The 23271-nt window shown below is 57.2% G+C and carries 23 protein-coding genes; 13 read left to right on the top strand and 10 right to left on the bottom strand.

Going from position 1 to position 23271, the window contains the following annotated elements:
• Positions 1 to 35: 35 nt before the first annotated feature.
• Positions 36 to 647 (top strand): nicotinate-nucleotide adenylyltransferase, encoded by a 612-nt coding sequence (locus tag ABJM03_RS07755; RefSeq protein ID WP_348416836.1) that lies wholly within the window; start codon positions 36 to 38, stop codon positions 645 to 647.
• On the opposite strand, the gene ABJM03_RS07750 is transcribed toward ABJM03_RS07755, so the two are convergent.
• The gene (locus tag ABJM03_RS07750; RefSeq protein ID WP_348416835.1) at positions 630 to 1454 is read right to left on the bottom strand and encodes a DMT family transporter; all 825 of its coding nucleotides are present in this window, start codon (positions 1452 to 1454) and stop codon (positions 630 to 632) included. The genes ABJM03_RS07755 and ABJM03_RS07750 overlap by 18 nt on opposite strands.
• An 88-nt stretch (positions 1455 to 1542) precedes the next feature.
• Between ABJM03_RS07750 and dacB the strand changes: the two genes are divergently transcribed.
• A complete protein-coding gene (dacB, locus tag ABJM03_RS07745) occupies positions 1543 to 3039 on the top strand; it encodes a D-alanyl-D-alanine carboxypeptidase/D-alanyl-D-alanine-endopeptidase (protein WP_348416834.1) in 1497 nt (498 codons plus the stop codon).
• Here the strand turns inward: dacB and ABJM03_RS07740 are convergent.
• Positions 3036 to 3458 (bottom strand): tellurite resistance TerB family protein, encoded by a 423-nt coding sequence (locus tag ABJM03_RS07740; RefSeq protein ID WP_348416833.1) that lies wholly within the window; start codon positions 3456 to 3458, stop codon positions 3036 to 3038. The genes dacB and ABJM03_RS07740 overlap by 4 nt on opposite strands.
• 118 nt (positions 3459 to 3576) lie before the next feature.
• Here ABJM03_RS07740 and ABJM03_RS07735 point away from each other — a divergent pair, with 118 nt between their 5' ends.
• Positions 3577 to 5157, top strand: coding sequence for a lysine--tRNA ligase (locus ABJM03_RS07735; RefSeq protein ID WP_348416832.1), 1581 nt, complete (start codon positions 3577 to 3579; stop codon positions 5155 to 5157).
• 206 nt (positions 5158 to 5363) lie between these two features.
• Positions 5364 to 7643, top strand: a complete 2280-nt coding sequence (locus tag ABJM03_RS07730; RefSeq protein WP_348416831.1) for a glycosyl hydrolase family 28-related protein — start codon at positions 5364 to 5366, stop codon at positions 7641 to 7643.
• A 38-nt stretch (positions 7644 to 7681) separates the two neighbouring features.
• Here the strand turns inward: ABJM03_RS07730 and ABJM03_RS07725 are convergent, their stop codons facing one another.
• Together ABJM03_RS07725 and ABJM03_RS07720 are read right to left on the bottom strand one after the other, a co-directional pair.
• Positions 7682 to 8344, bottom strand: coding sequence for a hypothetical protein (locus ABJM03_RS07725; protein ID WP_348416830.1), 663 nt, complete (start codon positions 8342 to 8344; stop codon positions 7682 to 7684).
• A gap of 129 nt (positions 8345 to 8473) precedes the next feature.
• Positions 8474 to 8659, bottom strand: a complete 186-nt coding sequence (locus ABJM03_RS07720; protein ID WP_348416829.1) for a PLDc N-terminal domain-containing protein — start codon at positions 8657 to 8659, stop codon at positions 8474 to 8476.
• 89 nt (positions 8660 to 8748) lie between these two features.
• Here ABJM03_RS07720 and ABJM03_RS07715 point away from each other — a divergent pair, with 89 nt between their 5' ends.
• Positions 8749 to 9141, top strand: coding sequence for a hypothetical protein (locus ABJM03_RS07715; RefSeq protein WP_348416828.1), 393 nt, complete (start codon positions 8749 to 8751; stop codon positions 9139 to 9141).
• Here ABJM03_RS07715 and uvrB read toward each other — a convergent pair.
• Positions 9138 to 11342, bottom strand: a complete 2205-nt coding sequence (uvrB, locus tag ABJM03_RS07710) for an excinuclease ABC subunit UvrB (RefSeq protein WP_348416827.1) — start codon at positions 11340 to 11342, stop codon at positions 9138 to 9140. The two genes, ABJM03_RS07715 and uvrB, sit on opposite strands and share 4 nt — an antisense overlap.
• 159 nt (positions 11343 to 11501) lie before the next feature.
• On the opposite strand from uvrB, the gene ABJM03_RS07705 reads away from it, so the two are divergent.
• Positions 11502 to 11813: an ETC complex I subunit gene (locus ABJM03_RS07705; RefSeq protein ID WP_348416826.1), complete on the top strand. Its 312-nt coding sequence runs from the start codon at positions 11502 to 11504 to the stop codon at positions 11811 to 11813.
• A 36-nt stretch (positions 11814 to 11849) separates the two neighbouring features.
• On the opposite strand, the gene queF is transcribed toward ABJM03_RS07705, so the two are convergent.
• The 4 genes from queF to queC are packed head-to-tail and all read right to left on the bottom strand — an operon-like array spanning position 11850 to position 14091.
• Positions 11850 to 12311 carry a preQ(1) synthase gene (gene queF, locus ABJM03_RS07700; RefSeq protein WP_348416825.1) on the bottom strand — a complete coding sequence of 154 codons (462 nt, stop codon included), beginning with the start codon at positions 12309 to 12311 and terminating at the stop codon, positions 11850 to 11852.
• An 18-nt stretch (positions 12312 to 12329) separates the two neighbouring features.
• Complete coding sequence (queE, locus tag ABJM03_RS07695; protein WP_348416824.1) at positions 12330 to 13040, bottom strand: 7-carboxy-7-deazaguanine synthase QueE; 711 nt, start codon at positions 13038 to 13040, stop codon at positions 12330 to 12332.
• Positions 13037 to 13390, bottom strand: coding sequence for a 6-carboxytetrahydropterin synthase QueD (gene queD, locus ABJM03_RS07690; RefSeq protein WP_348416823.1), 354 nt, complete (start codon positions 13388 to 13390; stop codon positions 13037 to 13039). Before queD ends, queE begins: the two co-directional genes overlap by 4 nt.
• Positions 13390 to 14091, bottom strand: a complete 702-nt coding sequence (queC, locus tag ABJM03_RS07685) for a 7-cyano-7-deazaguanine synthase QueC (RefSeq protein WP_348416822.1) — start codon at positions 14089 to 14091, stop codon at positions 13390 to 13392. The genes queD and queC overlap by 1 nt, the downstream gene beginning before the upstream one ends.
• Positions 14092 to 14294: 203 nt before the next feature.
• Between queC and ABJM03_RS07680 the strand changes: the two genes are divergently transcribed.
• Positions 14295 to 16613, top strand: a complete 2319-nt coding sequence (locus ABJM03_RS07680) for a Tex family protein (protein WP_348416821.1) — start codon at positions 14295 to 14297, stop codon at positions 16611 to 16613.
• A gap of 10 nt (positions 16614 to 16623) precedes the next feature.
• On the opposite strand, the gene ABJM03_RS07675 is transcribed toward ABJM03_RS07680, so the two are convergent.
• Positions 16624 to 17313 (bottom strand): GntR family transcriptional regulator, encoded by a 690-nt coding sequence (locus ABJM03_RS07675; RefSeq protein ID WP_348416820.1) that lies wholly within the window; start codon positions 17311 to 17313, stop codon positions 16624 to 16626.
• A gap of 253 nt (positions 17314 to 17566) precedes the next feature.
• Between ABJM03_RS07675 and ABJM03_RS07670 the strand changes: the two genes are divergently transcribed.
• The 6 genes from ABJM03_RS07670 (at position 17567) to ubiG (ending at position 23133) form a co-directional block, all read left to right on the top strand.
• Positions 17567 to 18568: a TRAP transporter substrate-binding protein gene (locus ABJM03_RS07670; RefSeq protein WP_348416819.1), complete on the top strand. Its 1002-nt coding sequence runs from the start codon at positions 17567 to 17569 to the stop codon at positions 18566 to 18568.
• Positions 18569 to 18658: 90 nt separating this feature from the next.
• Complete coding sequence (locus ABJM03_RS07665) at positions 18659 to 19153, top strand: TRAP transporter small permease (protein WP_348416818.1); 495 nt, start codon at positions 18659 to 18661, stop codon at positions 19151 to 19153.
• On the top strand, positions 19150 to 20460 hold the full coding sequence (locus ABJM03_RS07660) for a TRAP transporter large permease (RefSeq protein ID WP_348416817.1): 1311 nt from the start codon (positions 19150 to 19152) through the stop codon (positions 20458 to 20460). The genes ABJM03_RS07665 and ABJM03_RS07660 overlap by 4 nt, the downstream gene beginning before the upstream one ends.
• Positions 20461 to 20543: 83 nt before the next feature.
• Positions 20544 to 21467, top strand: a complete 924-nt coding sequence (locus ABJM03_RS07655; RefSeq protein WP_348416816.1) for an MYG1 family protein — start codon at positions 20544 to 20546, stop codon at positions 21465 to 21467.
• 81 nt (positions 21468 to 21548) lie between these two features.
• On the top strand, positions 21549 to 22355 hold the full coding sequence (locus ABJM03_RS07650; protein ID WP_348416815.1) for a crotonase/enoyl-CoA hydratase family protein: 807 nt from the start codon (positions 21549 to 21551) through the stop codon (positions 22353 to 22355).
• A gap of 58 nt (positions 22356 to 22413) precedes the next feature.
• The gene (gene ubiG / locus ABJM03_RS07645; RefSeq protein ID WP_348416814.1) at positions 22414 to 23133 is read left to right on the top strand and encodes a bifunctional 2-polyprenyl-6-hydroxyphenol methylase/3-demethylubiquinol 3-O-methyltransferase UbiG; all 720 of its coding nucleotides are present in this window, start codon (positions 22414 to 22416) and stop codon (positions 23131 to 23133) included.
• Positions 23134 to 23271: the final 138 nt, after the last annotated feature.

The following is a 23271-nucleotide window of genomic DNA, read 5'->3' as shown; positions in this document are numbered from 1 at the left end:
ATGTGGACGGTTAGCACGGGAGGATAGAGCAGCTCTTGCGGTACGATATTCCTTATGCGGCACCCGGTCAGGTGATCGGCCTGCTGGGTGGGTCATTTGATCCTGCCCACGCAGGGCACGTGCATATTACACGCGAGGCGATCAAGCGGTTCGGCCTTGATCAGCTATGGTGGCTGGTCAGCCCGGGAAATCCGTTGAAATCCCACGGGCCCGCGCCGATGGCTGCCCGTATCGCGCAAGCGCGCGCTGTGATGGAGCATCCAAGGGTCAAGATCACAGGAATAGAGGCGCGTTTGGGCACGCGGTATACGGCGCAGACAATCGCGGCTTTGCGGCGGCTGTACCCTGCACAGCGTTTTGTATGGCTTATGGGGGCTGATAACCTTGCGCAATTCCATCTTTGGCAGGATTGGAAGCAGATCATGCAGACGGTGCCTGTTGGTGTTTTGGCCCGACCGGGCGAGCGGATTTCAGCGCGGATGAGCCGGGCGGCGTCGCTCTATGGTTCCTACCGGATCGCCGGACGGCATAGTGGTGCATTAGCGCGGGCAGAGGCTCCTGCGTGGTGTTTTGTGAATGTGCCGATGATGGATGTGTCTTCTTCGGCGATACGCGCGGCGGGGGCGTGGTCACCGCAGGCGGGCTGATCCCAGACCAGCACCGAGGATGATGGCAAGGCCTGTCCATGTCCACAGATCGGGCAGGTCGCCGAAGATATACCAGCCAAGTGCAACCGCGGCGACGAGCTGAAAATATACCAAAGGTGCCAGCCGTGTGGCGGGGGCTAACCTGTAAGCGTAAAGCAGCAGTAGATTTCCCAGCATGGAACACAATGCGGAGACCGTGGTGAGCAGGGCGATGGGGGCGGTGACTTTGGGGATTTGGGCGAGGCCAAATGGTGCGAGCAGCACTCCCGCGATCAGCAGCTGGACTACGATCATTCCTTTGGGGGAACCAAGCGAGCCGAGCCAGCGCGACATTGTCAGGAAGACGCCATAGAAACACCCCGCTGCAACGGCCCAAAGTACGCCAATGCTCATGTCTGCGCCCGGGCGTACAACCACCAGCACGCCGGTAAATCCGGCAAGCACCAGCATTGAGCGCAAAAGACTGACGGGTTCGCGCAGGAAAATCACCGCCAGCACATAGCTGATCAGGGGGCCGATAAAGAAAGCCGCAAAGACTGTTGCGATTTCTTCTGTTTGCAAGGCTATCTGGATCGAGGAAATGCCGCAGGCAAGTACGGCTGCGCGCACCCAGATGCGCCAATTGCGTAGTAGCGCCCATTCCCCGCGCGGCATGAAGGGGAGGATGAGCAATGTACCCAACACAAAACGCGACCACGAGATAAAGATCGGGTCGATACCATAGCTGCCTGACAGCAGTTTTCCGGCGCTGTCGCCTGCGGGGATAAGTGACATCGCCAGAAACATGATCAAGACAGCGCGCTGCATATGGTGTCGCTATCACAGATCTGCCTGCTCGCAAATGTGATTTGAAGGGTGCTTGTAGGCTTGTTGCTTCTTGGGGTACGTCTTGGCTATGACACATAAAATCTCCAGACGGGGCCTGCTTGGCACATCGACGGCTTTTGCCGTTTTCGGAGCGGGTGCTGCGCAGGCGGAACCGCCAAGCACGTCTTTGCGACCTGTGCTGCGCGGGGAGGATTTTTTCAAGCGTGCAGTGCGCGGCGTTGATGAAATCACGCAGCAGGCGCAGCTTACGGGCAAAGTGTCGTTTACAGTGGCAGACACGGCCACAGGTGCAAAGCTTGAGACATTGGAGGGCGATGTCGCCCGCCCGCCCGCAAGTGTCGCCAAGGCTATCACCGCGCTTTATGCTTTGGATGCGCTGGGGCCGGATCACCGGTTTAAAACACAGCTGTTGGCCACAGGCGGTGTCGCGGATGGTGAGATTCTGGGGGACTTGGTATTGGTGGGCGGCGCTGACCCGACGCTAAGCACGGATGGATTGGCCTCCATGGCGGCCAATTTGAAGGCGGCAGGCATTATCGGGGTGCGCGGGGGCTTTAAGGTTTATGAGGCTGCCATACCTGTAATTGACCGTATCGACGCCAAGCAGCCGGATCAGGTGGGCTATAACCCCGGTGTTTCCGCGCTCGCGCTCAACTACAACCGTGTGCATTTCGAATGGCGGCGGGTGAGCGGGAAATACACAGTCACGATGGAAGGACGCACGGATAAATACCGCCCCGCTGTGCAGATGGCGGTGATGCAGATCCGCGATCGTTCTGCTCCGGTCTATACGTACGAAAACCGCGGCGGTGTGGATGCATGGACAGTTGCGCGCGGCGCGCTGGGGGGCAGTGGTTCGCGTTGGTTGCCGGTGCGCAAACCGGGGCTCTATGCGGGCGAAGTGTTCCAGAGCCTTGCAGGATCGAACGGTATCCGCCTTGGCAAGCCGCAAATGGTTGCAGCATTGCCTGCAGGTGAGGTGCTGGTCACTCACGAGAGCCCGGATTTGCGCCGTATTTTGCGCGATATGCTCAAATGGTCGACAAATCTGACGGCAGAGATGATGGGGCTTGCTGCCACAAAGGCGCGCGGCGGTCGTGCCAATAGTTTGAAGGCGTCAGCAGCGCTGATGAACCGTTGGACGAAAGATGCGCTTGGGATGCGCAGTGTTGCCTTGGTGGATCATTCGGGGCTGGGAGACGACAGCCGTATCACGGCAGATGATATGGTTACGGCATTGGTGAAGGTGCGGGGCCAAGGGCTACGCGATATTCTCAAGCCGATTGCGATGCTGGATGAAAACCGCCGTGTGATCAAAGATCACCCTGTGAAGGTGGATGCCAAGACGGGCACGTTGAATTTTGTCTCGGCGTTGGCGGGGTATATGACGGGACCGGACGGGACCGAAAAAGCGTTTGCGATTTTTGCTGCTGATACGGATATCCGCGCGACGCTCAGCCGCGCAGAGCGGGAAAGGCCGCCCGGCGGTCGAAGCTGGAACCGGCGGGCGAAGGTGATGCAACAACAGCTGATTGAACGCTGGGGCGTGCTTTACGGCGCTTAGGTCAGGTGGCGCGCGCGTGCGCCGCGCTCGATCGCTGCGGCGTGAAGCCGGTCGATGTTCAGCTCATAGCGGATTTCTTCGAGCAGGCGCAGTTCGGTTTCCTCGAGCATGCCGTCGGCGGCGGCCACATCACAGGCCAGCGCATAGGCGGTTTCATTCAACCGGTCTGGCAGTGCTTCTTTGACAAGGCCGAACAAGGCATCAAGCCCGTCTTCAAGTTCGAACAGGTCAAAAACCATGCGGCTGACGGTTTTGATGCGGTCGTTGTCGAAATCGGCAAAAACGGGCAGCAGGTTCACCGAGGCCTGAATTTTGATCAGCTCGGTCGTGCCGATGTCCCCATCAGATGCTGAAATTGCGACCATAACGGCGACCAGACAGTCTTGTGCGCTGAGGGCGAGGGAGGGGTCGTCGGACATGGTGGCATTCCTTTGGGTAGTAGTGTTAGGCGACAGAATATTGACGGCATGGGCCTTGCGCAATAGATGAAGCCGGATAGGCGCGATAGTGCGCAGATGATTTTTCGGGAAGTTTGATATGTCTGAGATGCGGGATGCAGCAATGCAGAGCAAAGCGTGGCCTTTTGAAGAAGCACGCCGGTTGCTGAAACGCTATCAGGGGAAAGCCCCCGAAAAGGGCTATGTTTTGTTCGAAACCGGCTATGGTCCCTCGGGGCTGCCGCATATCGGGACCTTTGGCGAGGTGGCGCGCACGACGATGATCCGCCGCGCGTTTGAAGAAATCAGCGATATTCCCACGCGCCTGATCTGTTTTTCGGACGACCTGGACGGGATGCGCAAGGTCCCGGGCAATGTGCCGGACCCTGCGGCATTGGAAGAACACTTGCAGCGGCCGCTCACATCTGTGCCGGACCCGTATGGCACGCATGAAAGCTTTGGCCATCATAACAACGCCATGCTGCGCCGTTTTCTGGATACTTTCGGGTTCCAGTACGAATTCTATTCCGCGACCGAGTTCTACGGGCAGGGGCATTTCGACGAAATTCTGCTGCGCGCAGTTGAGAAATACGACGAGATCATGGAAGTCATGCTGGCATCGCTGCGCGAAGAGCGTCGTCAGACCTATTCGATCTTTTTGCCAATCCATCCCGAGACGGGTCGCGTGATGTATGTGCCGATGAAGTCGGTGGATGCCAAGAATGGCACGATCACGTTTGACGATGAGCATGGCAAGGAAATGACGCTGCCGGTGACCGGTGGCAACGTCAAGCTTCAGTGGAAGCCGGACTTTGGCGCGCGCTGGGCCGCGCTGGGTGTGGATTTCGAGATGTACGGCAAGGACCATTCGACCAATACGCCCATCTACGACAAGATTTGCCGCATCCTTGGGGCGCGTGCGCCCGAGCATTTCACCTATGAGCTGTTCCTTGATCAGGACGGGCACAAGATTTCCAAAACATCCGGCAACGGCCTGACCATTGATGAATGGCTGACATATGCCAGCGCGGAATCGCTGTCGTATTTCATGTATCTCAAGCCGAAGACGGCAAAGCGGATGTATTTCGATGTGATCCCCAAGGCTGTAGACGAATACCACCAACAGCTGCGCGCCTATGAGACGCAGGATGCCAAGGGCCGGTTGAACAACCCCGTTTGGCATATCCACGGTGGCGATGTGCCCAAGTCGGATATGGTTGTGCCGTTCTCGATGTTGCTGAACCTCGCGTCTGTATCTTCGGCCGAGGATAAGGCGCAATTGTGGGGCTTTATCCAGCGTTATGCGCCCGAGGCGACGCCGGAAAACAATCCCGGCATGGATGCAGCAGCTGGCTATGCGGTGCGATATTTCAATGATTTTGTGAAGCCTGCCAAAGTGTTCCGCGCGCCCAGCGATCTGGAGCGTGAAGCATTGGAAGACCTGCGCGGTCGTTTGGCTGTCTGGGAAGGCGGGCTAGATGCCGAGGCGCTACAATCCGAGGTGTTCGCCTGTGGGCGTGATCGGTTTGATCCGCTGCGCGATTGGTTCACCGCACTTTATGAGGTGCTTTTGGGGGCATCACAGGGCCCGCGTTTTGGTGGGTTCATCGCGCTGTACGGCGTGGATGAGACAATTGCGTTGATCGACGACGCGCTGGCGGGCAAGTTGCTGGCTGATTGATTCACCGGTCTTTGCCCTGTCTTGCTTGATCGAAGTGAGACAGGGGAGGGCCAGTAATCTATGGGTCAGGTCAAGCGCGACCGGAGCTTTGCGCGGTGCGCGGGCAACGCTCATCGTGACGGTGCTATAGTCCGCTCTTAATTCTGCATTGGTATTTCCTTTTCCCCGTCCGGCAGCTGCGCCGGAGAAGCGCGAAAGGGATATTTATGACCACGGCAATACTCACCCCCGCCCCCTATTCCGAGGGGCTTGGGGCCTATTCAACAACCGATGGCACGGCAGGTTCGCCAACCTATGCATCTTCGGGGAATGCGGCATTTGTACCTGCGGATCAGGACTTTGGTGGGGCAATCGAAATTCTCAAGACCGCAAGTACCCAGAGGTTGCGCTATACTGGGCAGACGCCGATTGAGCCTGGGTGCTACATTGAGGTTAAGGCCCGGATCAAAGCGATAAGTGGAAACCTCCCCTCTGTTCGGATTGCGGCCTTTGCGGCGCAGTCCGGTGGCAATGCGATCCCGGGTGTGGTGACGACAGGGGAAACTGTGGCGCTGACTTCGTACGGTGAGGTTGTTGAGGTAAGTGCAATCGTCGGGATCGGGAATCGGGACGGTGTGGACATGGTCTGGGGCCCGACGGCGACCTATGGGCATTTCGGTATTGATCTGATCGGGCAGAACGGCGGCATTGTGCGTGTGGACGACATCGAGATCACCGATGCCTCTTCCCTGTTTTTTGGTGATGTTCTGGCCACGGTGGATGTGCGCGATTTTGGCGCGATCGGGGATGGCTCTACGGATGATACAGCGGCCTTTGCAGCAGCAAATGCTGCGGCAGGCGGACAGACGGTTCTGGTGCCCGAAGGGGTGTTTTATCTGGGCGGGAATGTAACATTCGATACGCCGGTGAAGTTTGTGGGTTCAGTAAGTATGCCAACAGAGGCGGTTTTGCTGCTGCGCCGCAACTTTGACCTTAGCAACTATATCGAGGCATTCGAGAATGAGGAGCTGGCCTTTCGCAAGGCGTTTCAGGCGTTGCTGAATAACTCTGATCACGAATCTCTGGATCTGTGTGGCCGTAAGGTTGGGCTGACCGGGCCTGTTGACCTGCAGGCTGCTGTGCCGGACCGGACAAGATATGAAACACGCCGCGCGATCCACAATGGACAGTTAATTGCGCTGACAGGCGGAGATTGGGACACGATTTCGGTCACTGCGCGCGCGACCTATGATCCCGACGATCCGCGCACGCTGACCAATGTGGCAAATATTGCGAATATCCCTGTCGGCTCTCATGTGAGTGGTGCAGGGGTCGGGCGCGAGATTTACGTGCGCAGCAAGGACGTTGCCGCGGGCACACTGACGTTGAACGGACCCCTTTATGATGCCGCCGGCACGCAGAATTTCGTGTTCCAGCGTTTCAAATATATTCTGGATTTCAGCGGCTTTGGCGTTATCTCGAAGTTCGTACTGCATAACATCGAATTCCAATGCCAAGAGCTGTGCAGTGGCATTATGCTGGCCAATGCCGGTGCGATCTTTACGGTGCGGGATTGCTTTATCACCACACCAAAGGATCGCGGGATCACATCTATGGGCGGTGGTTGTCAGGGGATGTTCATCGAGCGGTGCCAGTTTTTGTCGTCCGAGAATAATCTACCTGTGTCCCAGCGTACGTCGATCGCGTTGAACGTGAATGCCAATGACGTAAAGCTGCGCAATTGCCGCTCCGAGCGGTTCCGCCATTTTGCTGTTATGTCGGGGCAGAACCATCTGATTGTCGGGAACCACTTTTTTCAGGGGGATACCGTGGTTGGTGGCATCCGGTCTGCGGGGGTGGTGATTGCAGAGGCTTATGCTTCGGTTCTCTTTACCAATAACTACGTGGACAACGCGATGTTGGAGTGGACCAACGAGCGTGACGCCAGCCCCGCGTTCAATGGTGGTTTCTCATTCAGCTCGTTGGATATCACCAGTAATATTTTCCTCTCCGGCGAGGTCTCCACAAGTTTCAGCTATATTATGATCAAACCCTACGGGGAGGGGCATTTCGTTAACGGGCTTAACGTTGCGGGCAACCGGTTCCGCAGTATCAACGGCTATGTTGATCGGGCCGAGCGAGTCGATACGAGCTTTGCCGATTTGAACTTTGCGCGGATGCGCAATGTCCGCTTTGAGGGTAATTCGTTCCACGGTGTCAGCAATCCGGTCGCGAACCCCCATCTGATCGAGTACGGGAATAATAGCAACGCGCAGACCTGGGTTGTCGATACGGGGCCGGGGCTGCCGTTTCAGGCTTATGCGCTGAGTGTGGATGCGGTGGTTGTGCGCGGCGGAGTGCGCAATGCGGCAAATGCCTTGAATTATGACGCCCCGTTTGTCCGCGCGCAGCAGGGGGCAGATGCCGATCAGGTGCATGTCGTATGGTCCGAACCGGTGCGCGGCAAGATTGCCGTGACGGCGCGTATGGATAATGACGTCGTATGATATTAATGACCCCGGCGCGGTTTGCGCCGGGGTTAACCTCAAAAATCCCTCCAGAGGCTGAGCTTTATTGCGCTATTTTCCCTATTTCCGATCTGGCTTTCAGCACCGATCTGGAGGCGGAACTTGGACTTTTTGTGGGTGAGAATGATTGAGGGCGCAATCGTCGCGATAGAGCCGCTTTCGAAACGAGCTGTGTAAAGTTGCAGCATAGCGGCGGTGACGTCCGTGAAATTTATACCGATCGTCGAATCCAGCTTTATGACGTGCTGGGCGTATGTGACATCCCATAAAGCTGAAGCCTCTACTGTGGCCCAGCCATTTTTCTCGCCCCATTTTATGCCGCGCCCCCATGTGAGTGCGGTGCGGATGTTCGGCAAAACATCGTCTCCGATCCAGCCAGCGCCAAAGCCGAGCTCATAGGCCCATTTCGATGTTGCGTCGGGCTTGGTCAGGGCGCGCCGGATGGATAAGGTGGCATTCCCGCCACCTACGGCAAAGCGTGGGCGTAGAAAACTTACATCGGCGATGACTGTCGTCTTATCGGTAAGGCCGTATTCAAGGAAAATCTGGCTGGTGGTGTCGAAATAGTAGTTGCCGGTCACGGAGGTGGATAAGAACCCCTTACCCTTCTCGCGCAGCCAAGGTCCGGCGGTCGCGCTTTGTGCGAGGGCCGCAAATACTATGAACAGAATAAATCTCATGATCACCTAAGCAGGCCTCCTGCAGGTGATCTTGGTTAATTCGCCTTAACAAACGATTACTCATGTGTCGAAAATTTGACAAAGCGCGGGCGTGATGCGGGATCTGCGCCCGCGCCAGTCGAGGTGGTTTTAGACAGGAGCGGAGGATTTGCGGGGGCCTGCCAAGAGCCATACAAGAAAGCCGATGATGGGAAACACGACGACGACGATGGTCCAGATGACCTTTTGTGCTGTTGGTGCGGTGGAAGACACGATGTGGTAGATGGCATAGATACCAGCGATAAAGACCAACAGGCCAAGAATGCTCCATTCCATTGTAGTTCTCCATAGGTTGTAAAACATTGTTAAGGAGATAACCCTGCTGCCCCGCACATGGTTCCATTCCCAAACGCAAGCGAGGTCGGATGCGCACGCATATTTCCATTGACGGGTCGAATGTATTGTTCTGGCAGGTAGGGCAAAAACGTGGCGATTTGCCCGCGGTTGTGGCCCGCGCATTGATCGCGCGGCGGTTCGCGCCAGTCGTGTATTTCGATCACAGCATCGGTCGGCATATGTCGCGGTGCCAGCTTGATGCCTTGGCCGAACTGGTCCCCATTGTGATCGCCGACAAGGGGACGCCTGCGGATATCTTGTTATTGGAGACAATCGCGCAAGGCCAGATCATCAGCAATGACAGGTTCCGTGATTGGCGGGCGCAATTCCCGCAGCTGCGCAATGACAGGTTGGTTACCGGACGCATCGAGCAGGGCGGGCGGGTCGCGTTTTCGAAAAAACTGCGACCCGCACCGCTTTAGCGACCGCGCCGTTTTACGCCGCCGCGCATGCCGCCACGCCCCATTGTGCTGCGGCCTGATTTCGTTTTGGCATCATCAACAGCTTTTTCGACCGCATATTGCCGCGCCATTGGATCATCTGCGATGGTAAGGTCGACGGCTTCCAATCGCTTGACCTCATCGCGCAGGCGCGCGGCCTCTTCGAACTCGAGGTTTTCGGCGGCCTTGCGCATGTCCGTGCGCAACCCGTCGAGTACCGATTGCAGGTTCCCGCCCGCCAGTGGATTGTCGATCTTTGCCGTCACGCGGGATTGGTCGGTATCGCCTTTGTAGAGACCGGCCAGAATATCCTCGACGTTCTTCTTTACCGTCATGGGGGTGATCCCATGCTCTTCGTTATAGGCCAGCTGTTTGGTGCGGCGGCGCTCGGTCTCGCTCATGGCGCGCTCCATGCTGCCGGTGATGCGGTCGGCGTACATAATGACCCGGCCTTCAGCGTTGCGCGCGGCACGACCGATGGTCTGAATGAGCGAGGTCTCGGAACGCAAAAAGCCCTCCTTATCCGCGTCCAGAATAGCGACCAGACCGCATTCAGGGATGTCGAGCCCCTCGCGCAGCAGGTTGATCCCGATCAGCACGTCAAAGGCTCCAAGGCGCAGATCGCGCAAAATCTCGATCCGCTCGATCGTATCAATGTCGCTGTGCATATAGCGCACGCGAATACCTTGTTCGTGCATGTATTCGGTCAGGTCTTCGGCCATGCGTTTGGTCAATGTGGTGCATAGCGTGCGCATCCCGTTCGCAGAGACTTTGCGCACCTCGTCAAGTAGATCGTCGACCTGCATCTCGACGGGGCGTATCTCGATCACCGGGTCAATCAGGCCGGTGGGGCGAATGATCTGTTCGGTGAAGACACCGCCGGTCTGCTCCATCTCCCAGGCGGCTGGGGTGGCAGAGACAAAGACAGATTGCGGGCGCATGGCGTCCCATTCCTCGAACTTGAGGGGGCGGTTGTCCATGCAAGACGGCAAGCGAAAGCCGTGTTCGGCCAGTGTCATTTTGCGCCTAAAGTCACCCTTATACATGCCGCCGATTTGCGGCACGCTCACGTGGCTCTCATCGGCAAAAACAATGGCATTGTCGGGGATGAACTCAAACAAGGTGGGGGGCGGCTCACCGGGGGCGCGGCCCGTCAGATAGCGCGAGTAGTTCTCGATGCCGTTGCACACGCCAGTAGCCTCGAGCATTTCGAGATCAAAGTTGGTGCGCTGCTCCAGCCGCTGCGCTTCGAGCAGCTTGCCTTCGGAAACAAGTTGATCAAGCCGCATCCGCAGCTCTTTCTTGATGCCGATCACGGCCTGATTCATTGTGGGTTTGGGCGTCACATAGTGGGAGTTCGCATAGACGCGGATTTGCTCCATCTTGCCGGTCTTCTCACCGGTGAGCGGATCAAATTCGGTAATGCTTTCGAGTTCTTCGCCAAAGAAGGACAGCTGCCATGCGCGGTCATCCAAGTGGGCTGGAAAAATTTCGAGACTATCGCCACGCACGCGGAAACACCCGCGTTGAAAGGCGGCGTCATTGCGTTTGTAGGCTTGGGCCACCAGATCGGCGATCACTTGTCGTTGGTCATAGGAATTGCCGACCTTCAAATCCTGCGTCATCGCACCGTAAGTCTCGACCGAGCCGATACCATAGATGCACGACACAGAGGCCACGATGATCACATCGTCACGCTCCAACAGCGCGCGCGTGGCCGAGTGGCGCATCCGGTCGATTTGTTCGTTAATCTGGCTTTCTTTCTCGATGAACGTGTCGGAGCGCGCAACATATGCTTCGGGTTGGTAATAGTCATAATAGCTGACGAAATACTCGACCGCGTTATCGGGAAAGAAGCCTTTGAACTCACCATAAAGCTGCGCTGCCAGTGTTTTATTCGGTGCCAGAATAATCGCGGGGCGCTGGGTCTCTTCGATCATCTTGGCCATGGTAAAGGTCTTGCCCGTGCCTGTGGCCCCCAGCAGAACCTGATCCCGTTCGCCTTGGCGAATGCCCTCTGACAGCTCTTTGATGGCTGTGGGTTGATCGCCTGCTGGCTCGAACTCAGTCGCGAGCACGAATGTCTTTCCGCCCTCAAGCTTGGGGCGGTTGCGCACATCGGGTGCGGGATTGGCCAGAAAATCTTCTGTTAATTCGCTCTTGTCAGTCTGGGCATAGGGCATCGCGGCAGTCTCCGGCAGGGTTATGGTATAGATGCCCTGTTTTGGCGGAGGATCAAGGCATAGGCGGCATTCACATGTTAGAAACTGTCCGCAGAGCGCACCCTTGATCCACGCGGCCCTGCGTGCCATATCCAGAACAGCTAATAACGGAGAGCCCTGATGCGCGCGCGAATCTATCAACCTGCCCGTACTGCCATGTCTTCTGGGACAGCCAAGACCAATAAATGGGTGCTTGAGTTCGCACATGAAAGCGCGCGTGAAGTTGACCCGCTGATGGGCTGGACCTCGTCTACGGATACGCAAAGTCAGGTAAAGTTGCAGTTCGCGACCAAACAGGACGCTCTGGACTATGCCGAAGAGCATGGGATCGACGCGCTGGTACAAGACCCCAACCGCCGCAAGCCAAACATCCGCCCCGGCGGTTATGGCGAAAACTTTGCGACCAACCGCCGGAGCGTCTGGACGCACTAGCCTGCCCAAGGCAAGGCCAGTGCTTCACCTGGCTCGCTAGCCTCGACCGCGGTAGGGTGGCACGCCCTGATCGGGAATCCATACGCCTTCGGGCAGGGGGCCGGTCTGCCAGAAAACATCAATGGGAATGCCGCCGCGCGGGTACCAATACCCGCCGATGCGCAGCCATTGGGGGTTCAGGAAGTCGACCAGCCTGCGCGCAATCGAAATGGTGCAATCCTCATGGAACGCGCCGTGGTTGCGGAAGGACCCGAGGAACTGCTTGAGCGACTTGGATTCCACCAAAAACTCACCCGGCACATAATCCAGCACAAGATGTGCGAAATCAGGCTGGCCTGTCATCGGGCAAAGGGAGGTGAATTCGGGGGCGGTGAAACGCACGCAATAGGCCACATCGGCCTGCGGGTTGGACACGCGCTCAAGCACGGCCTCTTCGGGTGAGGAAGGCAGCTCTGACTGGCCGCCCAATTGCTTCAAATCACTGTAAATCGTTTCCATCGTTTTCTCCTTTGCAGGTCAAACCCCGCGTTTGTTACCCCAAAGCAGGACATGAAGTTGCGGCAAAAGCCGTGGCGTGAACCAATTGTCGGCCATGGTTTTATCTACCAGCCATAGCAATTTATCGGCCAATGCCTGCGGATCCACCGCAACGGTGGGATCAACCTCAAGATTGCCGGGTTGTAGATACAGCGGCAGTGTCGGGTAGCGGTCTGCCGCTTTGCGCGCCCAAGCATAATCCGCGTCATCAAAGATCACGATTTTCATCACAACCGATCCGGCACCCTGCGCAGCCTCTAGGCAGGCGTCAAACGCGGCCCAATCGACGGTTTGTTGGCTGGAGGGCGGTTTGGGGCTGAGCACAAGCGTATCAAGATCGCCGAACCATGGTTTAGCAATCGAGCCTTGGGTTTCGCAGGCAAAGCGGTACCCTTGGGTATGACCAAGCGCGATCAGAGGGCCAAAGTCTTGAATGGCGGGGTTGCCACCAGACAGCGATACGGTGAGCGGATTGCCTTTGGAAAGTCGCTGTAGCTCGGTCCAGACATCTTGGGTTTCCATCGCGGCCCATGTGTGGCGAAACTCTGTGTCGACGGCATGCAGGCTGTCACACCAGGCACAGCGGTAATCACAGCCCCCCGTGCGGACAAAAACCGTTGGCTCGCCGATCAGCGCGCCTTCGCCCTGTATCGTTGGGCCAAAAATCTCGGCAATGCGCAAGCGGCTCATGGCCGGTACTCAGCCCATGTTTTTGGCGTTTCGCTGACCTTGACAGCAGTGGTTTCTGGCCAGCGCGCGGCGCACCATTCATAAAAATGCCGTGCCATGTTTTCACCGGTGGAAGGCTCGGACATGACATCGTTCAGGTGGCGGTGGTCAAACGTGTCATCAATATAGGTCTTGAGCGGTTTAAGCTCGCCATAATCGCGCACGAAACCGTCGGCATTTAAGGTTTCCGAGGCCAGCTCGACCACGACGACGTAATTATGCCCGTGCAGACGCGCGCATTGGTGCCCATCGGGCAGATGCGACAGTTGGTGTGAGGCCGAAAAGTGGAACTCTTTTGTAATACGGTACATCAGCCAACATCCTTTTGCGCAACGGCGCAGAGCCAATAGTCAGGATCGGCATAAGATGTCGGGTCTGCGATGCCCGCCAGATGAAACGCTTCGCGCCGCTCCACGCAGGTGCCACAGCGCCCGCAATGCGTCTCGCCGCCTTTGTAGCAGGACCATGTCTGATCAAAGGGGGTGTTGTGGCGCGCGCCCGCGGTGACAATGTCGGCCTTGGAACGGTGCACAAACGGCGTATAAAGAGACACATCCGCATAGCCGTCCAGCGCGGCCTTTTGCATGGTCTCAAACGCTTGGGTAAAGGCGGGGCGGCAGTCGGGATAGATGAAATGATCGCCGCCATGAACGGCGGTAGCGACAGCATCATCGCCTTGCGCTGCGGCAACGCCAAAGGCAACCGCGAGCATGATTGCATTGCGGTTTGGGACCACGGTGACACGCATGCTTTCTTCGGCATAATGCCCGTCCGGCACATCAATATCATCGGTCAGCGCAGAGCCTGTGAGCGCCGCGCCAATGGCGCGCAGATCAATAATGTCATGGGGGACATCCAACCGCTGCGCACAGCGCGCGGCATAGTCGAGCTCCTTACGATGGCGCTGGCCATAATCAAAGGACACGAGGCGGGTGAGCTGTTGTTCCTGCGCGACCATATGCGCCAGAGAAACAGAATCGAGCCCGCCGGAGCAGATAACGATAGTCTTCATTTTAAAACCCTTGTTTTGATATCCGGGTAGGCTGCGACCGGAGTGGCGCGCTTGTAATTCGTTTCTGCTCCAAGGCCAAGGGGGCTTTGATCACGGTCTTGTGGAGGCGGTTCGCAGAAACCTGCCGCCGATATTTATCAGAGCCTTGGCGCGGGCGGTTCGCATCGCTATCACAGCCTTCCGAACAGTTTGAGGATGCTCCCATGACCGCCATTGCCGACCGTATCGCCCGCAATATCGCCAGTGAGATTGACGCGCTGCCCAAACAGGTGGTTGCAACAATCGCTTTGTTGGACGGTGGGGATACGGTGCCGTTTGTCGCGCGTTACCGTAAAGAAGTGACCGGTGGTCTGGATGATGCCCAATTGCGCAAATTGTCCGAGCGTTTGGGGTATCTGCGTGAGCTTGAAAAACGCCGCGCGGCCATTCTGGGTGAGATCACAGGGCAGGGGAAGCTGACCGACGATCTGGCCCGCGCGATTGGTGCGGCAGATACCAAAGCTGTTCTGGAAGACCTCTATCTGCCCTTTAAACCCAAGCGGCGCACCAAGGCGATGATCGCCCGCGAAAATGGGTTGGAGCCACTGCTGCGGGCCATCATGATCGACCGCACTGCTGATCCTGCCGTGCTGGCCAAGAGTTATCTGTCGGACGCTGTGGCGACAGAGAAAGACGCGCTGAACGGGGCGCGCGATATTCTGGTGGAAGAGCTGGGTGAGAACGCGACGCTGCTGGGGCGTTTGCGTCAGGTGATGCAGCAAGAGGCGCATGTGATCGCCCGTGTGAATAAAGGCAAGGAAGAGGCGGGCGCGAAGTTTTCCGATTACTTTGCCCATTCCGAGAAATGGGCCGCGATCCCCTCGCACCGCGCGTTGGCCATTCTGCGGGCCTCGAAGGAAGAGATTGTCAGCCTTGATATTGCCCCCGCTGATGATGAGGCGGTCGAGCGGCTGGTGGCCGTCATTGCCGCGCAAATCGGGATCACTGGACAGGCGGCGGGCGACCTTTGGCTGCGCGGCGTGGCCGCATGGGCGTGGCGGATCAAGTTGAGCCTGACAATGTTCATGGAGCTGCTGACCGAGCTGCGCCGCCGTGCCCATGCCACAGCGATCGAGGTATTTGCCCGCAACCTGCGTGATCTTTTGCTGGCGGCCCCTGCTGGTGCCCGCAGGACGCTGGGCCTTGATCCGGGAATCCGCACGGGCTGTAAGATTGCGGTGGTGGATGAGACGGGCAAGCTGCTTGATACTGCGACGATCTACCCGTTTCAGCCGCGGAACGATACGCGCGGGGCAGAGGAAACACTGCTGCATCTGATCAAAAAGCATGGGGTCGCTTTGGTCGCGATTGGCAATGGCACGGCCAGCCGCGAATCCGAGCGTTTGGTGGCAGATGTGTTGAAACGCCTGCCAGAGGGGGTGGCGCGCCCCACGCCGGTGATCGTGTCTGAAGCAGGTGCTTCGGTCTATTCCGCCTCCGAGCTGGCCTCGCTGGAATTTCCTGACGTGGATGTGTCGATCCGCGGGGCGGTTTCTATTGCGCGGCGCTTGCAGGATCCACTTGCAGAGCTGGTAAAGATTGAGCCGCAGGCGATCGGGGTGGGGCAATATCAGCATGATGTGGACCAACGCCAGCTTGCCCGTTCGCTTGCGGATGTGGTGGAGGATGCGGTGAACGCGGTTGGGGTTGACCTCAATATGGCCTCGGCGCCGCTTTTGTCGCATATCGCGGGGCTTGGGCCATCGCTGGCGCAGAACATCGTCGCGCACCGCGATGCGAATGGCGCGTTCGACAGCCGGCGTGCGCTGCTCAAGGTGGCAGGGTTGGGTCCCAAAGCCTATGAGCAATGCGCGGGATTTTTGCGGATTGCAGAAGGGAAAGAGCCACTTGATGCCTCCTCGGTTCACCCCGAAGCATATGGTGTTGCCCGCAAGATCGTGCAGGCCTGCGGCCGCGATGTCAGGGCGATCATGGGCGACAGCAGTGCGCTGGCGGGTTTGCGCGCCGAGGATTTTGTGGACGAGAGCTTTGGCTTGCCCACGGTGCGCGATATTCTGTCAGAGCTGGAAAAACCGGGCCGTGATCCGCGCCCTGCGTTCAAGACAGCGACTTTTGCGGAGGGGGTCGATAGTATCGGGGATCTCAAACCGGGCATGTCGCTTGAGGGGACTGTAACCAATGTCGCGGCCTTTGGCGCCTTTGTGGATGTGGGTGTGCATCAAGACGGCTTGGTCCACGTGAGCCAGCTTGCCGATCGGTTTGTGAAAGACCCGCATGAGGTGGTCAAGGCGGGTGATGTTGTGCGCGTGCGCGTGACCGAGGTTGATGTGCCGCGCAAGCGGATCGGCCTGACGATGCGTAAAGACAACAGCGCAGAGCCGCGGCAGGCCAAGGAGCCGGGTGCGGGGCCAAAGGGCAAAGCGGGCGGCAAACCACGCAGTTCAGCAGCGCCAAAACAGGCCAGCAGTCAGGGGGCGCTTGGATCGGCCTTGGCTGATGCGTTGAAAGGGCGCGGGTCGTAGCCTGCGTTCCTTAATCCTGAAAGAAGTCGGGATAATTTCCTGCAGCCTTGGCGAGCGTGTCGTCAAGATGGGCAAGATGCACGCGGGCAGCCTTTACCGCGCGCTCTTCGTCGCGGTCGCATAGGGCTTCGAAAATCAGTTGGTGGCCCTCAAGAACTTCGTGCATGCCTGATGTATCTTCGAGTTCAAGCGTGCAAACGCGGTCCGTGTGGGCCTTGTTTTCCGCGATGATAAGGAAGGCAGGCAAGCGGTTTGCAGCGGTACAGATCAATTTGTGGAATTCATAGTCCAACGTCCTGAGGGCGCGGGCGTCCAGCGCGTCGATGGCATGGCTTTGATGAGTGAGATTTTCCTTGATAGCCGCCAGATGTTCCTCCGTGGCGGTTTGGCAGGCCAGGCGGATAACCTCGACCTCGAGCGCTGCGCGGACAAAGCGTGTGTTGCGCAGATCGTTGAGGGAGATTTTGCGCACTCGGGTCGCGCGCTGGGGCCTGATCTCGAGCAGGTTCAGCGCGCTTAGACGCAAGAATGCTTCGCGGACAGGCTGTCGCGAAACACTAAAGGCTTTGGCGACTTCGACTTCGGAAATCTTTGAGCCGGGGGCGAGGTTCAGGTCGATAATATCGTGGCGCAATTGGCGAAAGACTTCTTCCGCAGTGGTGAGCCTTGTAGGCTCTGGAGGCGTTTGGAGTTCGATCATGTCATCGTCCCGGTCACTAATGGAGCTTTGTGCGCTATACCGCACGGCTGGAGTCTTCATTAACTAAGTCTTAACGTTTGGCGAACAACTTTTTACTCTGCCAATGGCAGTCTTAATGTTCCGTAAATTGCCATACTAGTCTACATTTTTGTTGACGTATGAATTTTTGCGGGCTTATCTCGGTGCAGATTTGTATAAAATCGAGCCGTCATGCGCAAAGCGCAGGCGGAAAACTGTCACGGGAGGACAAACAATGACCTATTTTTACAAAGCCGCAGGTTTCGCCAAAAGCGTCGCGCTTGCCGCAGGGCTGGGTGCTGTTGCAGCAACTGCTGCTTCGGCAGAGACCACTCTGCGCGGGGCAAGCATGTTTGACGATAATCATGCTTTCACCAAAACACTTGTGAAATTCGCCGATCTTGTGGGGGAGAACTATGACGGCGATGCGGTGTTCGATCTGCGTTTGAATGGCGAGCTGGGCGTTGAAAGCGATTACGTCAACTTCCTGCAGCAGGGTGTGGCGATTGATTATACCATCATGGCACCGTCCAATATGGCGAAATTCGCACCGGCGATCCCGCTGATGGATATGCCGTTCCTGTTCCGTGATCTGGACCACTGGAATGCCGTTTTGTCCAGCGACGCCTTTGCTCCGCTCGAAAAAGAGCTGTTGGACAATGCTGATATCATGGTGATCGGCTATACGGGTGGCGGTGTGCGTAACCTTGTATCCAGCGCGCCGATTGCAAACCTTGATGATTTGGCAGGCCACAAGATGCGCGTGATGGGTGCGCCCATTCAGGCGCAAACATTCGCGGCGCTTACTGCGGCTCCGTCAGCGATTGCCTATAACGAAGTCTACAACGCCATCCAGTCCGGCGTGATTGCAGGGTTCGAGAATGAAGCGGCCAGCATCCAGAACCTCAAGTTCTATGAAGTTGCCCCTAATGTGACCCTGACCAAGCACACGATCACAGTGCGTCCCATCGTGATGAGCGGTAAAACCTTCCGCAAGCTGCCCGAAGATCTGCAAGCTGCAGTTCTGAAAGCTGGCAAGGAAGCGGGGGCCTTTGGCCGCGCGTTGGAATCGCGCGAAGATGGTGAGAAGCTGCAAGAGATGGTCGACGCAGGCCAGGTCAAAGTGATCGAATTCGAAGGCCGCGAAAAGCTGCTGGAAATGGTGGTTCCGGTTCAGGATTCTTTCGCCGCCGAGATCGGTGCGACTGAGCTGCTTGAAAACGTACGCGGCATGTAAGCTGCGCTTTGGCATCCTCTTTCGGGGGGATGCCTTTTTATATTTTCATCGGGCGGGATGGCCCGATTTTTTGTGTGCGGGGGCATTCCCATGGTCGGGCGACTACTAGAAAAATTTTGCGGGATTTTGCGCATCGTGTTGGGGGCGTTGATGGCAGTGCTGGCTATTCCCGTCGGCATGCAGGTGATTTCGCGCTATACCGGTCTGATCCCGACCTATTTGTGGACCGAGGAGCTGGCGACATTCATCTTTATCTGGGTCGTTATGATCGGCTCAATGGTGGCGGTCTGGGAGGGGACTCATTTTGACGTGGTCCTTACCTCTGATGTCAAATCCCCGCTGGGCCGGTTGATCCAGCAGGGCATTGTGCAGGTGTTTATCCTGATCTTTGCTTTGCTGTTTGCGTGGTATGGCATCGAGTACGCTAAAATTGGCAGTATCCAGAATTCGGTGATGCTGCGGGCGAACCTGATGTGGATCTACGTCACTGTACCACTGGCGGGAGCGGTCTGGACCGTGTTCAGCGCCTACCGCCTATATGAGGCCTTTGCGGTCTATTCCTTGAGCAGAAAGACAGCTTCATGATCGTCTCTACCGGCCTTGCCTGTGCCATCCTTGTCGGTGGGTTCCTGTTGCTGATTGCGATCCGCGTGCCTGTGGCGTTTGCGCTGGGCATTGCGACAATTCCTATTGTTATGATGGATATTCGCCTCACGCCCTTCATTATTCTGGATCGCATGTTCCAGTCGTATAATTCGTTCATCCTGTTGGCTGTGCCGTTTTTCCTGTTGGCTGCGAACTTGATGAACTCAGGCAAGATCACGACCAAGCTGATTGATCTGGCCCGCGTGCTGACCGGCTGGATGCCGGGGGGCTTGGGGCATGTGAACGTGGCGGTGTCGATGCTTTTTGCCGGTATTTCGGGGTCTTCGACCGCCGATGCCGCAGGGTGTGGCAAGATTCTGATCCCTGCGATGGTCAAGGAAGGGTATGACACACGGTTCGCAATCGCGATTACTGCCTGTTCGGCGGTGATGGGCGTCATTATCCCGCCCAGCATTCTGATGGTGGTCTGGGGCGGCGTGATGCAGATCTCGGTCGGTGCGTTGTTTCTGGCAGGGGCTATTCCGGGGCTTCTGATTGGCGGAGCGCTGATGGCGACGGTCTATGGCTATGCCAAGGTTTATGACTACCCGATTGCGCTAAAGCCGACCTTTGCCGAATTCTGGCGTGCGTTCAAAGGGGCCGGCCTTGCGCTGCTGACGCCGATCCTTGTGATCGGCGGGATCGTGGGCGGCATCGTGACCCCGACAGAAAGCGCAATCATCGCGGCGGGCTATGCGCTGTTCCTTGGCATGTTCGTCTACCGCACCGTGAGCCTGCGCGATCTGGGTTTGATATTTTATGATACGGGGCGGTTTGCGTCGATTTCACTGTTTGCGATTGGCACGGCCTCTGCCTTTGGCTGGATGCTTGCGTTTTATAATGTGCCGCGGCTGATTGTCGAAACGATGACGGCCAGCGAATTTGGCATGATCGGCACGGCCTTGGTTATTGCCGCGCTTTTCTTGTTCTTTGGGCTGTTCATTGATGCGATCCCGACGATCATTATCCTCGGGACGGTTTTGCTGCCGGTCGCCACTGCGGCGGATATCCACCCTATCGCATTTGCGATCATCGGGATTATCTCGCTCGCGTTTGGATTGGTCACACCGCCCTATGGGTTATGTTTGCTTATATCGGCGGCAATTGGGGGGATGAATGTGGTCAGCGTGATGCGCGATGTTATCATTATTCTTGCGCCGATGCTGCTGATCCTGATGCTGATCATTATCTTCCCTGAAATCGCCTTGTGGCTGCCACGCACATTGATGCCCGGTACATTCCAGTAAAGGTAAGAAGGGTTGAACCCGGCCGAGCACTCTAATACCCGTCAAGAGAGAAAGCGATCGGCAACTAGCGGAGAGAAAAGCGCATGAGTATCACCCATCTTGTCACCCATTCGGGGGGCTTTCACGCGGACGAGCTTTTGTCCACGGTGATCCTGCAGCGTCTTTACCCCGATGCAAAACTGGTCCGTAGCCGCGACGAAAGCTGGATCACGCCTGCGCCGGATAAGATAGTCTATGACGTGGGGCGGGGTTTTGATGCCCAAGGGCAGATCTTCGATCACCATCAGCGCGACAGTCCACTGCGCGCCGACGGCCAGCCCTATAGCTCGTTCGGGTTGATTTGGGCGCATTACGGTATGGCCTATTTGCGTTCTTTCGATGTGCCCGAGGCAGATCTTGAGGATATCCACGCCAGCTTTGACAGCAGTTTCGTGCTGCCGGTTGACCTGTTGGATAATGGCGCGATTGAGCCGGCAACCGCTGGTGTGCTTGCAGGGCTTACGTTGCCTGCGTTGTTAGAGACACTCAAACCGCCCTTTGATGCGCGTGAAGCAGGTTCGGACGATCGCGCCTTTGCCGCAGCACTGCCGATTGCACGTGCATTTGTCGAGGCATCTATCTCGGGTAAGGCTGCCAAAAGGCGCGCCCACACCATGGTAACCAAAGCGATTGAAGATGCAGGTGACAACCATGTGCTGGAGCTGCCTAGGGGCATGCCGTTTCGCGGGGCCGTGCGTGATGCGGGAGCCGATCATTTGCTGTTTGTTGTCCATCCGCGCGACGTGGATTGGGCCATCACCGGTATCCGCGTGAGTGGCGACAGCTTTGAACAACGTGCGGATCTACCTGTTGCATGGGCGGGGCTGATTGATGGTGCGCTTGAACAGGCCTGTGGAGTGATCGGCGCAAAGTTCTGCCACAACGGTCGTTTCATCGCGGTGGCCGCTACACGTGAGGCTGCGCTTGAAATGGCGCAGCTGGCGGTGGCTGAACACCTGACGGCGTAACGACCACTGCCCGCTTGCGTTGTGGCTGGAAATAGCAGACCAAAGTTGTAGCAGTTTACAGCTTTGGACAAGGACAGTCGCATGGCCCTCACAATAGATAACTCTCGTTTTACCAATCTTGCCCTTGAGGCCAATGAGGGCGGCGTTTGGGTCGTGACCCTGAACCGTCCTGAAAAACGCAACGCCTTGGACATTGATACCATCGAGGAGCTGGTTGATTTCTTTTCGATCGCCCCGCGCGCGGGAGTGCGCGCAGTGGTGTTGGCCGGTGCAGGGGATCATTTTTGTGCGGGTCTGGACCTGATCGAGCACCACGATCAGGATCGAAGCCCTGCAGACTTTATGCATGTTTGTCTGCGTTGGCATGAAGCTTTCAATAAAATGGAATATGGCGGCGTGCCGGTGATTGCCGCGTTGCAGGGGGCTGTTGTGGGCGGCGGGTTGGAGTTGGCCAGCTCTGCTCATATCCGTGTGATGGATCAAACCGCCTATTTCGCCTTACCCGAAGGCCAGCGCGGCCTGTTCACGGGCGGCGGCGCAACAATCCGTGTGACGGATCTGGTCGGTAAGGCGCGTATGATCGACATGATGTTGACGGGCCGTGTCTATCAAGGACAGGAAGCCGTCGATCTGGGGCTTGCACAGTATATTGTAGAAGGCTCCAGTTTTGATGCGGCGATGGAGCTTGCCCGCAAGGCAGCCGAAAACCTGCCTCTTTCGAACTTTGCAATCTGTTCGGCGGTTAGCCACATGCAGAATATGTCGGCCATGGATGCCGCTTATGCCGAGGCGGTCGTCGCCGGTGTGGTGAACACGCAACCGGACGCCCGTGCCCGTCTTGCTGCCTTCGCCGACAAGAGCGCAGCCCGCGTGCGTCCAAACAAATAGAACTCGTCCTCTCGAGCCCTTGCACTAGATCTTGAATCTGACAGTGGAGGGGTGGGATATGGCACGACAAGATCGCAATAACCTTGATATCTACGATGATGTGGCTGCGCAGTGGTGGTCGGATGACGTCCGCTGGATCCGAACGCTCAGAAACATGGTGCCGAGTCGGTTAAGGTATTTCGACAAGCTGGTTGATTGGCGGGGCAAAGCTGTCCTTGATCTGGGATGTGCGGGCGGCTTTATGGCCGAAGCGCTCGATGATCGCGGTGCGCTTGTGACCGGCATTGATCCTGCAAAAGAGTCGATCGCCGCAGCCCGTGCTCACGCACAGGGCAGGGCCATTACCTATGATGTCGGTGTGGGAGAGGCTTTGCCCTATTCTGACGGCACATTTGATACTGTGGTCTGTGTTGACGTGCTGGAACACGTACAGGATGTCGAGGCGGTTCTAAAAGAAGTCCACCGCGTCCTTAAGCCCGGGGGGATGTTTCTGTTTGATACGATCAATAGAAATGTCCTTGCGCGATTAGCGGCGATTACCCTGGTCGAAGACATCCTCAAGCTTCTTCCCCGAGGCACCCATGATCCCGACAAATTCATAAAGCCTGCGGAATTAGCTTCGGCACTGCGGGCGGCCGGATTCAGTTTGGGCCCGCTGACCGGGCTCGGGCCATGGGGCATCAACCGGCGAGGAGACCTGATATTCGGGCAATTGCCGCTCAAGACGGTGATCTACATGGGTAGTGCGCAAAAGCGGGGTGGGGACCCAGCCCGTTGATTCCGGTTTTTGTCTGGTGAGTCGTGAATTTGGTGTCGATTCTGCCTGAATTTATGACTTTGGGGTTTGGATTGGAGTGGAAAGTGGTGTTGTGGGGGTGGAAGTTGTTGGTTTGGTTTCGGGGTTGGTCCATAAAAA

The sequence above is a fragment of the Sulfitobacter sp. genome (genome assembly GCF_039977885.1).
In the GTDB taxonomy this organism is placed as follows: domain Bacteria; phylum Pseudomonadota; class Alphaproteobacteria; order Rhodobacterales; family Rhodobacteraceae; genus Sulfitobacter.
Note: the sequence above shows the minus strand (reverse complement) of the source record. Positions and strands in the feature narration are given on the sequence as shown.